Source organism: Pasteurellaceae bacterium RH1A, assembly GCA_012221805.1.
GTDB lineage: Bacteria > Pseudomonadota > Gammaproteobacteria > Enterobacterales > Pasteurellaceae > RH1A.
In genome coordinates, this window is record CP015195.1 from 852,649 (window position 1) to 864,778 (window position 12,130).

10 protein-coding genes are annotated in these 12,130 nt (G+C 48.8%); 1 reads left to right on the forward strand and 9 read right to left on the reverse strand.

The genetic code is table 11. The features are described 5' to 3' along the window. Nucleotides 1-39: 39 nt before the first annotated feature. The 4 genes from A4G20_04075 to A4G20_04090 form a co-directional block, all read right to left on the reverse strand. Nucleotides 40-858: a hypothetical protein gene (locus A4G20_04075; protein ID QIW15562.1), complete on the reverse strand. Its 819-nt coding sequence runs from the start codon at nucleotides 856-858 to the stop codon at nucleotides 40-42. Nucleotides 859-923: 65 nt separating this feature from the next. Next, on the reverse strand, nucleotides 924-1,814 hold the full coding sequence (locus A4G20_04080; GenBank protein QIW15563.1) for a hypothetical protein: 891 nt from the start codon (nucleotides 1,812-1,814) through the stop codon (nucleotides 924-926). 10 nt (nucleotides 1,815-1,824) lie between these two features. Further along, nucleotides 1,825-3,162, reverse strand: coding sequence for a hypothetical protein (locus tag A4G20_04085; GenBank protein ID QIW15564.1), 1,338 nt, complete (start codon nucleotides 3,160-3,162; stop codon nucleotides 1,825-1,827). 242 nt (nucleotides 3,163-3,404) lie between these two features. Further along, nucleotides 3,405-4,739, reverse strand: a complete 1,335-nt coding sequence (locus A4G20_04090; GenBank protein ID QIW15565.1) for a 23S rRNA methyltransferase — start codon at nucleotides 4,737-4,739, stop codon at nucleotides 3,405-3,407. A 68-nt stretch (nucleotides 4,740-4,807) separates the two neighbouring features. Between A4G20_04090 and A4G20_04095 the strand changes: the two genes are divergently transcribed. Then, a complete protein-coding gene (locus A4G20_04095; GenBank protein QIW15566.1) occupies nucleotides 4,808-6,130 on the forward strand; it encodes a dGTPase in 1,323 nt (440 codons plus the stop codon). 49 nt (nucleotides 6,131-6,179) lie between these two features. Here A4G20_04095 and A4G20_04100 read toward each other — a convergent pair whose 3' ends face one another. The 5 genes from A4G20_04100 to oppB all read right to left on the reverse strand — a co-directional run bounded on the left by A4G20_04100 (nucleotide 6,180) and on the right by oppB (nucleotide 12,089). Continuing rightward, a complete protein-coding gene (locus A4G20_04100; protein ID QIW15567.1) occupies nucleotides 6,180-6,986 on the reverse strand; it encodes a 3'(2'),5'-bisphosphate nucleotidase in 807 nt (268 codons plus the stop codon). A 92-nt stretch (nucleotides 6,987-7,078) separates the two neighbouring features. Beyond that, nucleotides 7,079-8,452, reverse strand: a complete 1,374-nt coding sequence (locus A4G20_04105; GenBank protein QIW15568.1) for an argininosuccinate lyase — start codon at nucleotides 8,450-8,452, stop codon at nucleotides 7,079-7,081. A gap of 167 nt (nucleotides 8,453-8,619) precedes the next feature. Next, nucleotides 8,620-10,218: a microcin ABC transporter ATP-binding protein gene (locus A4G20_04110; GenBank protein ID QIW15569.1), complete on the reverse strand. Its 1,599-nt coding sequence runs from the start codon at nucleotides 10,216-10,218 to the stop codon at nucleotides 8,620-8,622. Between the two features lie 17 nt (nucleotides 10,219-10,235). Continuing rightward, nucleotides 10,236-11,156 carry a peptide ABC transporter permease gene (locus tag A4G20_04115; protein QIW15570.1) on the reverse strand — a complete coding sequence of 307 codons (921 nt, stop codon included), beginning with the start codon at nucleotides 11,154-11,156 and terminating at the stop codon, nucleotides 10,236-10,238. Between the two features lie 9 nt (nucleotides 11,157-11,165). Then, nucleotides 11,166-12,089 (reverse strand): oligopeptide transporter permease, encoded by a 924-nt coding sequence (gene oppB, locus A4G20_04120; protein QIW15571.1) that lies wholly within the window; start codon nucleotides 12,087-12,089, stop codon nucleotides 11,166-11,168. Between the last annotated feature and the right edge of the window lie 41 nt (nucleotides 12,090-12,130).

Here is a 12,130-nt window from a genome sequence, read left to right on the forward strand (position 1 = left end):
AATTAGGAAGAGGGGATGATCTTCATCCCCCTAAAATATTTATTGTTTTGTTCCGCTAAATGCACCTTGTCCAGAAGCACCATCAGCTTTTTCTGTCGTAGTAAATGTACCCACCACTTCTTCTGCATTTGCCCCTGCAAATTGACCTTGGTAAGTGCCTGCTTCAGTACCAAAGAAAGTAGTATTAAATGTAGCCGAACCATTAAATGTAACTGCATTATTTTCCGCAGCAATAGTACCTTCGTTAAAGGTTACAACAGCCTGGCCTTCAGGATACTTATTACTTGGAGCAGTCACAACCTTACCTGCCACAGCATTATCTTTAACTGTTAAGGTAAAGTTATCTTGTAAACGTAAAGTTGTCACCGCGGCTAAGTTTTTAGCCGTATACGTTGCCTGCCCTTTATAGGTTGCATCCACTACCATCGCTTTATCTGTCGTTGGCGTTGTTACAATAGCAACATAACTGTTTGCTGGGTTAGCTTTGTTTGCTGCATCATAGGCCTCACGAATTACCGCGTAGCTTGAGTAGCTTTTTTTATGTGAGGCCATAATGGTTCCTTGAGCAACCGTGGAACCACTAAAAGTAGAGGCTTTTGCCTCTGAAATATCCGCTTGATCTTTAACAGTATTCAATAACTCTGCATATTTTTCACTATTCGTCACATAGTTATAGCCAAGCGTGCCATCTGTTGCTGTGGTGCTTGAAGCCAGTACTTTTACTATTTGAGGTACTGGTGTTGCAGGTGTTGGCTCTACAGCGGGTGCAGCATTATTCGATGAACCACCAGAAGAAGAGCAAGCCCCCAAACCCAATGAGATCATAATAGCCAATAGAACAGAAACATTTTTTTTCATAAAGAAGCCCTTAATAAGGTTGATAAATAAAAGCCATCACAATTAAATTGTGATGAGCCAAGAAATTATTTAGTTGCAGAAAATGCACCTTGAACAGAGGTTGCTGAAACACTCGGATCCGTTTCAAAGGTTCCGACCACTTCTTCAGCATTCGTGCCTGCAAATGCACCTTTATACGTGCCTGCGACCGTTCCCATATTATCTTCTGCTGACGTATTAAAATAACGATTTAAGAAATTAGCTGTTCCTGAGAAGGTAGCTCCTGTATCAGAAACAGTAATATCAGCAGTATTAAAGGTAATAGCGTCATAGGTTACGACATTGGTGTTCCCTTGTGTTCTTGTCGCCACGCCACTAACTTGACCATTTTTAACAGTCATGGTCAAGCTATCATAGGTATTGATAGCAGGGCCGTTACCCCTAGTCCAAGACACCTGCCCCTTGTAGGTCGCATCTAAAATAGCTGCATTATTTGTGGTTGGCGTATCCACATAATAGGCAAAAGCATTGGTTGGAATGCCCTGATCTGCCAGTCCATGGGTTTCACGAATGGCTGCATAACCTGAATAGCTGTTGTTTTTACCACCAATTACTGTACCAACTTCAACCGTACCTGCCCGACATCTACTGGTTCCAGCATTACTACAAATTGCTGGTAGGGCTTCAGCTGCTTTAGCCTTAGATACGAACTCATTATATTGAATCGCATCTGTTAAATATTTATAGCTGGCAGAATCTACTTTATCGGCAAAGTAGCTTGTTACTTGTGCTGTTTTATTAAAGATCTCAGGCTCAGGATCTGGGGTTGGCGTCGGGGTTGGCGTCGGAGTAAGGTCAGTACTCATACTTCCACCTGATGGCGGTGCAACAGGGTTATTATCGCTGCTGCCATTAGAGGAACAAGCAGACAATCCCATAGAAAAAAGAATGGCGATTGCAAGAGGCATTTTTTTCATAAAGAGTCCTTTAAGAGAGATTAAAACGATTTTTCAAAAATAAGTTAAAACTTTTATCCGTGTAGGAATAAAGCGTGTCGAAATTGCTTTGCTGTTGCTTCCACATAAACCCAAGTTTCGGTGTAATGCCCCAATAATGCCAATCTCTTTTCCACAAGCTTAAATTTGCGGAATAAATTTTATCTTCCCGTTTTTTATCAAAACGAAAAACATTACCCAAGACAAGATTGTCTTGGTAGTTACGTTTAGACAGGGAAAGGTTCAAGCGAGAAGAAATCCCCCAGCCCCATTCCTGGCCCCAGCCCAAACGCAGAGTTTTGAGCACATAGCCATACTGCTTGACCTGTGCCTGTTCTCGGCTCACGTCACCGCCGACATACCAAAACTGTCTTGCGTTTGGCTGCCAAAGGAGGGTGGCCGAGGCTAATTTATGGTTGCCCTTTAGATAAGTGCGCTCGTGGTAATCCTGTTTGGCATATTCGCCTGCCAAAGAAAGTTGCCAGTTGGTATTAAGCCAACGATTGTAAGCCAAACGCAGGCCTATTGCCTTTTTGTAGCGGTGATTACCATACCATTGGCGCTCATAAAAGGGCAGGATCTGCCAATTTTGGCGAGCACTTTTGTAGGCATAGCCCAAATAGGTACGATTACTAATGTCGTCGTAGTCATGATTGGTCCAATAGGTCTTGCCATAAAGCTGATTGGAAAAATGCAAATAGTGGGCATTGACTAGGTTAAAGTCACGGCTAAGGCCCACTGAATAGCCTACTCCCTTGGCCTTTTGAGGCAACATACTTTCGTTTTTGACAAAGGCTGTGTTTTCGATTTTGGGTGCTGAAGACACATTATTGACATTGCTTTCATTGAGGTAACGTAGACCAAAATCGACATTCCAGCCCTCACGTTGCTCAAGGGCTTGGAGGTATTGGTCGATCACATAGGCAATATCTGGTGGGAGATCGGCTTCAGCACGGGCCTTTTTGAACTGCTCTACTGCTGCCTTATTTTGTTGTTCTAAGAAAAACACCATGGCCAGCTCAATCCGCACCGTGTTAAGCGAAGGGTTTTGAGCCAAGATCTCACGGAAATAGGCAATGCTTTGGGCATAATTTCCCTGGCTCTTGGCCAGTTTTGCCTTGGCAAAGAGAACGAGGATAGGATCTTGCTGGGAAAAGGTTTGATAGATCTTGAGCAGTTGCTCAATGGCCTTGGGCTGGTTTTTGATAATGGCCTGATCAAGCAAAGCACGGGTTAAAGGCTCATTATTAGCCAATTCTGCTTGAGAATAGCCAAACTCAAGGGCTTCTGGCTTACCTAATTCAGGTAGAGCTTCTGGCGCCTCAAGCACTTGTGCGCTAACAACTTTCTGCTCAGGTTCTGCTGCGAAAAGATTTTTAGAATAGGTTATGCTTGCTAGCAAGGCAAGGCAAGGCAAGGCAAGGCAAGGCAGTTATTTTGGCGCATGACATTAAAAGAACCCAAGAAATAAGAACAATTATTGTTTAATTATAAATCGGATTTCTTAAAAAGTATGCAGCTAAAACGTTTTAGCAGTTCAATCGAACATTTTTTGACCTATCAATGAATCATTCAAGGAACTTTTAAAAACCTACCGAGAAAAAGCGAAATGGACTCCAAATGCCCCGTCTGTGGGAACATATCAATCATTGCAGATTTTTCCAGTTTATAGCCCGCTTGTATAAGTTTTTGGGCATCCCGCACCAGGGTGGCGGGGTTGCAGGAGACATAGACAATCCGCTCGGGCTGGAGTTGGCAGAGGTGATCCAGGGCGAAATAGGCCCCGTTGCGGGCGGGATCCAGCAAGATCTTGTTAAAGGCTTCCCTGGCCCAGGGCTGGGTGTGGAAGGGTTCATCTAGGTTGGTTTGGTAGAAGGCGACATTTTCTAACTGGTTGAAGGCCGCATTGGCCTGGGCCTGTTCCACCATAGGGGCAACGCCCTCAACGCCCACCACAAAACCTGCCTTTTGGGCCAGGGGCAGGCTGAAGTTGCCCATGCCACAGAAGAGATCCAGCACCCGGTCTTGCGGGCTTAGCTCCAGCCAGTTGAGAGCGGTTTGCACCATCTTTTGGTTGAGCTCTCGGTTGATTTGGATAAAGTCCCGAATGGAGAAATGCAGGCGTAGGTCGCCCAGGGAATAAAAGGGTTGAGCACCTGCCCACAGGTCAATCTGATCCTCACCCAACATCACAAATAAATTCAGGGCATGAGCCTCTGCAAAGGCTCGCAGGGCGGTTTCGTCCTTGTCAGTCAGTTTGCCCAAGTGGCGGAGCAGGAGGGCGACCCCGTTATCCGCATGAACCAGTTCAATATGGCCCAGGGCCTTTTTATTCTGCCAGCTGGCCAGCAGGGTTTGAAGAGGTTGAAGCAGGACTTCTAACGCTTTTTCCAAAACCTCACAATGCTCCAAGGGGATAATCTGTTGGGAGGCCGCCTGGCGAAAACCGACCACTAGCTGGTTCTTCTGTAGGGCTATACTGAGCTTGGCCCGGCGGCGGTAGGCCTTGCTCTCGCCCACCAGCATGGATTGGAAGTCGATAGGGTCGGCCTGTAATTTTTGCAGGCGTTGAAAGAGGGCATCCTGCTTGGCCTGGCGTTGCATATCCAGCGGGATATGCTGCATTTGGCAGCCGCCGCAACGGCCGTAATAGGCACAAGAAGCTGTTTGACGATGTGCAGATTTTTGCAGGATCTTGACCGCTTGGGCCCGGCCGTACTGACGTTTTTCCTCCAGCACCTGGACTTCTACCCGCTCCTCCGGCAGGGCGTTTTCCACAAACCAGGTCTTGCCCTCCCGTTTGGCCACGCCCAAGCCCTGATAGTCTAGGGATTGGATCTGGAGCGGGAAGCGGGTTTGCGTTTTTTTGGCGAGCTTGGTCGCCTTTTCTGAATAAAAAAGTGCCATAGGGTCTAAAATTTGCAGTCAAATAGGGGTATTATAGCCAAAATTGCCTGTAACCATAAGGAGATTCTATGCTCAAGCCCTGGACAGACCGTTACCAAGCCGATCCGCTTCGCCCCAATGATCACCGCTCCCCCTTCCAACGAGATCGGGGCCGGGTCTTGCATTCGGAAGCCTTCCGCTGTTTACAGGCTAAGACCCAGATCCATGCCGTGGGCGAGGACGATTTCTACCGCACCCGCCTGACCCATTCCCTGGAGGTGGCCCAAATTGGCAGCAGCCTACGGGCAAAATTAGTGGAAGATGTGGCCGGCTTTCAAGTGGCTGCCCCTGAGCCAGAATTTGCAAATTTCCGGCAAAATCTTACCGCTTTACTGCCCTCCAGAAGCCTGATTGAAACCCTCTGTTTCGCCCACGACATCGGCCATCCGCCCTTTGGCCATGGGGGCGAAATGGCCCTTAATTACAAAATGCGGGAGCATGGCGGCTTTGAGGGCAATGCCCAGTCCTTCCGTATTGTGACCCAGTTAGAACCCTATACGCCCAAGTTAGGCATGAACCTGACCCGCCGCACCCTCTTGGGCATTATCAAGTACCCTGCCCTGCTCTCCCAAACCCAGCCGCAGGCAAGGCAAATCTTGCCTGAAAATCGCTATATTAACCTCCACCATTTCCCAACGGCCAAGGGGATTTATAATAGTGATGCCCGCTTTTTTGACTGGGTCTTGGAACCGCTTTCTGTCAGTGATAGGGAGGAATTTTGTCAGGTAGTACAGGCCAATCAGCCGCAAGATCCTAACAAGACCTGCTATAAATCCCTAGACTGTAGCATTATGGAACTGGCAGACGACATCGCCTACGGGGTGCATGATTTGGAAGATGCTATTGCCGGCGGCATGATCAGCCCTCAAACCTGGCAGGTGGCTGAAGAGCGACTCAGAAATTGTGCCTCAGACTGGATTCGGAGCAAGCTGCCCGAGCTTTCCCACAAGCTCTTCTCCCACCACCGCTATGAACGCAAGGATGTGATTGGCTCCTTGGTCAATTTCTTTATTACTAACGTGCAGTGGAAGGTGCTTCCCCAATTTGAAAGCCCGCTTCTACGTTTTAATGCCTATCTGCCTGATGAGGTCAAGTGCGTGCTTAATATTCTCAAAACCTTTGTGTATGAGTATGTGATCTGCGATGCCAAGACCCAGCAAGTAGAGTTTCGCGGCCAGCGGATTCTGATGGATTTATTTGATATTCTAACCTGCGATCCCCTCCGCCTCCTGCCCCAAGCCGTGCGGGAAAGCTGGAGGGAGGCCGATGAATACGGCCGCCCACGGGTGATTTCGGATTACCTGGCCAGCCAGTCGGACAGGCAGGCTTTTAAGTTGTATGAAAGACTTTAACCCCCTCCGCCTTCGGCACCTCCCCCCGCAAGCGGGTGGAGGGAAGTATTTAATAAAAATCGAAGACAGCCTGCCAATCCTGAGCTTTATTGGCCACCATCACAAAGTGAGGGTTGATAAAGCTCTCCCTTTGGTTGTAGGTCAGTGGTTGGAAGTTGAGATCAAAAATCTGCCCGCCTGTTTCGGCCAGCAAAACCTCGGCCACGGCCGTGTCCCATTCGCCCGTGTCACCAAAGCGGATATAGCAATCAGCCTTGCCCTCGGCCACTAGGCCAGCCTTGAGGCTGCTGGAGCCATATTTCATCAGCTCTGCCTGATAGGGGGCTTGAAGGCTGGCAGCAATTCTTTGTGGATTAGGCGTGCCCATGGCGATTAAAAATTGTTCTTTTGGCTGAGTAGCTCTTCTTACAAGCGGGCGAATTTGGCCCTTTTCTTGCAAAAAGGCGCCAGCACCTGCCAGGGCATAATAGGTCTTGCCCAAAATGGGAGCGTGGATCACGCCCAGCACAGGACGATTGTTCTGCACCAAGCCAATAACCACAGCAAACTGATCGGTTCTGTCGATAAATTGCTGGGTGCCATCCAGGGGATCGACAATCCAATATTCCTGCCAATTCTGCCGTTCACTTAAGGGGATCTTGCAACTTTCTTCCGATAAAACTGGCACCTCAGGCGTAAGGGCCTTGAGCTGCTCCACCACGAACTGGCTGATAAAGAGATCGGCCTCGGTTACTGGGGTTTGATCGGCCTTGATATGGACGGCGACAGATTGGGCGTAAAAGTTGGTCAGATGTTGGCCTGCTTGGTGGGCAAGGTCGAGAACGGCTTGAAGCAGGGAGGAATTGAGGGTTTGCATAATGATTTGGTCTGGGCTATGAATGGTGAAATTTTAGCAAGAATTTGCGGGCGAAAAAAGCCAAAAGGGCACCCAAGTGCCCTTTATTTTACCTATTTTAGGTTAATTTCTGCGGCCATAATGGCTTCAGCAATCCGCTGTGGATTAACCCCGCCCTTGGCTGCCCGTTTGTTGAGGCAGGATTCCAGGGCCAGGATTGGGTAAACATCTCGATCAATCACGGCATGGAACTGCTTAAACTCGGCAATGGTTAGCTCTTCCAGGGCCTTTTGTTGCTTGATGGCATAGACCACGGTCGCCCCCACAATATGATGAGCCTCACGGAATGGAATACCTTTTTGCACCAGGTAATCGGCCAATTCTGTGGCATTGGCGTAGCCCTGTTGGGCTGCCTCACGGGTGCGTTTGGTATTAACCTGAATATCCTCTAGCACCAGGCTGGCCATATCCAAGCAGGCATGCCAGGTGTCCACCGCATCAAAAATCCCTTCCTTGTCTTCCTGCATATCCTTGTTATAGGCCAGCGGCAGGCCCTTGATGGTGGTCAGCAAGCCGGTCAAAGCCCCAAAGACTCGGCCAGTTTTACCCCGAATCAGCTCACAAGCATCGGGGTTTTTCTTCTGTGGCATAAGGGAAGAGCCAGACGTTACCCGATCAGAGAGCTCCAAGAAACCGGCCTCGCCGCTATTGAAGATGATCAGGTCTTCGGCAAAGCGGGAAAGGTGGGCCATGCTGATGGAGGCGGCTGAGAGCAGTTCAAGCACATGGTCACGGTCAGACACGCTGTCTAGGCTGTTGCGGGTGGCAGTTTCAAAGCCTAGATCACGGGCTAACTGATCCCGATCGATTGGGTAGGCCGTACCAGCCAAGGCACCCACGCCCAGCGGGCAGGTGTTCATGCGGTTGAAGGCATCGGTCAAGCGGCTGTGATCCCGCTCTAGCATTTCATAATAGGCCAGGCACCAGTGGGCAAAGGTGACCGGTTGGGCCCGTTGCAGGTGGGTATAGCCCGGCATAACGGCTAATTGATGGATCTTGGCGGTTTCAACCAGCTTGGTCTGCAAGTAGCGGATAGATTCCTGGAGCATTTTGACCTGGGCCTTGCACCAGAGTTTGATGTCTAGGGCCACTTGGTCGTTACGGCTCCGGCCGGTATGGAGCTTCTTGCCCAGATCGCCCAGTTTTTTAATCAGTTGGGTTTCCACCCAGCTGTGGATGTCTTCGGCATCGTCTTGCAGAATGATGGCCAGGTCAAGCTCCACCTCTTGGCGAAGCTCTTTTAAAGCCTTGATGAGATCTTGTAATTCCTCATCATTGATAATCCCGACCGAATGAATGGCCTTGGCCCAGCCCACTGAGCCGTCAATGTCTTGCAAGGCCAGGCGATAGTCAAAGGCCAAGGAATCGTTAAATAGTTTAAATCTTAAGTCCGCAGAATCGGTAAAGCGTCCGCCCCAAAGTGCCATAGTAATGTTCCAGTTATTTAAAAATGCGGTTATTTTGCATAATTATGCAAAATAATGCAAGTTTTTTGTTTTGCTTGCCCTAAAAGATAGCGCCAGCCTCCAGGCTGGTGCTTATATATCTAGGTATAAGGCACCAGCGAGGACGCTGGCGCCATCACAGATGTAAATTATAGGTTTGAAGCCTCAATCAATCGCTTGGTATAGGCTTCTTGCGGGTTTTGGAAAATCTGCTTCACATCGCCCGCTTCCACCACTTCGCCCTTGCTCATCACGATTACCTTGTTACTCAAGGCCCGTACCACGGCCAAGTCGTGGCTGATAAAGAGATAACTTAGCCCGTATTTTTGCTGGAGTTTATTGAGCAGATCAATCACCGTGAGCTGGGTTGAGCGGTCAAGGGCGGAGGTTGGTTCGTCCAATAGCACGAATTTCGGCTCTAAAATCATGGCACGAGCAATGGCAATCCTCTGGCGTTGGCCGCCTGAAAATTCGTGCGGGTAGCGGTTGATCATGGCAGGCGATAAATTGACCTCTTCCAACATCTTCATCACCTTGGCCCGGCGTTCGTTCTTGCTTAATTGTGGAAAATGCACGGTCAAGCCTTCGCCGATAATTTCGCCCACGGTTAAACGAGGGGAAAGAGAGTTGAAGGGGTCTTGGAAAACCATTTGCATATTGCGTTTAAGCAGTTGGCGGTCGGCTCTAGACAATTTGCTGATTTCCAAATCATCAAACTTAATGGAACCACGGCTTTCTAAAATCTGCATCACCGCACGGCCCAAAGTAGATTTGCCCGAGCCAGATTCGCCCACAATCCCAAGCGTTTCGCCCTCTTTAAGATCAAAAGAGATATTTTTGACCGCATTAAAGACCTTTTTCGGCTTACCAAAGAGGGTGCGTTTTAGCACATAGTCCACATCAACATTATTAGCCTTAATCAGGGTTGGCACGCTGTCTGGGATTTCTGGCTTAATTTGATCAGTAATCGGGGTCAGCAATTCCACGGTGTAAGGGTGTTGTGGATTATGGAAGACGGTTTCCGTGTCGCCCCGTTCGATGATCTGGCCGTTTTGCATCACACAAACGTAATCACTGTATTTCTTGACCAAACGTAAATCATGCGAGATCAAGATAATGGCCATGCCCATTTCGGCTTGGAGGGCCAACATCAGATCCAAAATTTCGGCCTGGGTGGTGACGTCTAAGGCTGTGGTCGGTTCGTCCGCAATGAGGAGATCAGGCTTGTTGATAATGGCCATGGCAATCATGATCCGCTGTAATTGGCCGCCTGAGAACTCGTGCGGGTAGCAGACCATTTTCTTTTCTACATCCGGGATTTTAACCTTTTGCAGGGTGCTAAGGGCCAGGGCTTCTGCCTCTTTTTGGGAGATTTGCGGGTTGTGGGTCATCACCGCCTCGACAATTTGCTCACCAATCCGCAGGTAAGGATTAAGCGAGGTCATGGGCTCTTGGAAGATCATGCCGATACGGTCACCCCGTAGCTCACGCAGCTGCACCTCGTTGAGTTTTAAGATCTCTTTTTCCTCAAAGAGAATGGAAGAATCTGGGGCGTAGGACACAATGTTCTTTGGCAGTAACTGCATAACGGCCATAGAGGTTACAGACTTGCCCGAACCTGACTCGCCCACCAAGGCGATGGTTTGGCCCTTTTCCACTTCAAAGGACACGCCACGGACGGCGTGAACATTTTCTTCATCGGTTTTGAGATAAACGTGTAGGTTTTTTACTTCTAGTAATTTGCTCATAAATTTATTCCTATCAATTATTTATCTTTCGGGTCTAAGGCATCACGCAAGCCGTCGCCGATAAAGTTAAAGCAGAACAAGGTTAAACAGAGGAAGAAGGCAGGGAAGCCAAGCAACCAAGGCGAGGTTTCCATTTGGGCTGCACCGTCACTTAAAAGCGCACCCCAGCTACTCATTGGCTCTTGGGTACCTAATCCCAAGAAGCTCAAGAAGGATTCAAAGAGAATCAGGGCTGGCACTTCTAAAGAAGCATAAACCACCACAATGCCTAACACGTTTGGAATAATGTGTCGCCAGATGATTTGACGGCGGGAAACCCCACAAACAATGGCGGCTTCCACAAATTCCTTGTTTTTCAAGCTCAAGGTTTGGCCCCGCACGATACGGGCAAGGCTGAGCCAGGCAATCATCCCGATGGCCACAAAAATCAGGAAGATATTTTGGCCGAAGAAGGTGACCAAGAGGATAACGAAGAACATGAAAGGGAAGGAGCCTAGGATTTCAACCAAGCGCATCATGATCATATCCACCTTGCCACCAAAGTAGCCTGAAATGGCCCCGTAGGCTGTACCAATAAGCACAGCAATAATGGCACCAGCCACCCCTACCATAAGGGAAATGCGGCCACCAATGGCAGTACGCACCAGCAGATCTCGGCCTGAGGAGTCGGTACCAAAGTAGTGGCCCGATTCAAAACTCGGGGCCGCACTCATCATGTTCCAGTCGGTGTCCTCATAGCTAAAAGGCATGAGCATTGGGGCAAAGGTAATGAACAGTACCACTAAAAAAAGCACAATTAGGCTGGCCACGGCCGCCTTGTTGCGGAAGAAACGACGGCGGGCATCCTGCCATAAACTTCTGCCCTCAAGCACCGCTTCACGGCTGTTTTCCGCTAAACGGTCGGAAAGTTCTTGGGTGTTTTTGTTGTCTATTAACATAATATTTCCTTACGAATAACGAATCTTCGGATCAATCACCGCATATAAAATATCGACAATCGCATTAAAGACGATGGTCAGGGTGCCGACCAAAATGGTCAGGCTAAGCACCAAGGAATAGTCACGGTTAAGGGCGCCATTTACAAAGAGCTGGCCTAGGCCTGGCAAGCCAAAGACGCTTTCAATCACCATGGAACCGGTAATAATCCCCACAAAGGCAGGGCCTAGGTAGGTAATCACAGGCAGGAGGGCCGGACGCAGGGCGTGTTTAAAGATAATTTTGCGGGTGGAGAGCCCCTTGGCCTTGGCAGTGCGGATAAAGTTGGAATGCAGCACCTCAATCATGGAGCCACGGGTAATACGGGCAATCCCTGCGGTATAGGCGATGGTTAAGGACAGGACTGGCAAGACCATATAATAGAGCTGGCCGCCGTTCCAGCCACCTGCTGGCAACCATTTGAGATAGATGGCGAAAATAAGGACGAGGAGCGGAGCAAAGACGAAACTTGGCATAATGATCCCCGTCATGGCAAAGCCCATCACGATATAGTCCCATCGGCTATTTTGCTTGAGGGCAGCAATGGTACCTGCCGACACGCCCAAAATCACCGAGAAGATAAAGGCCACAATCCCCAATTTAAGGGAAACGGGGAAGGCCGAGGCCACCAAGTCGTTTACGGTTTGATCCTTATATTTGAAGGAAGGGCCAAAATCGCCCTTGGCCAGGTTTTCCATATAAAGGAAATACTGCTTATAGAGCGGTTCGTTGAGGTGGTATTTGGCCTCAATGTTGGCCATCACTTCAGGCGGATAGGCCTTTTCAGAGGTGAAAGGGCTACCTGGTGCCAGACGCATCAGGAAAAAAGAAAAAGTAATTAAAATAAACAGGGTTGGAAGGGCTTCCAAAATCCGTTTAAAAATAAACTTCAACATAGGGACTCCAAGTTCGAGTTTATAGGAATAGGCAAGCGGGG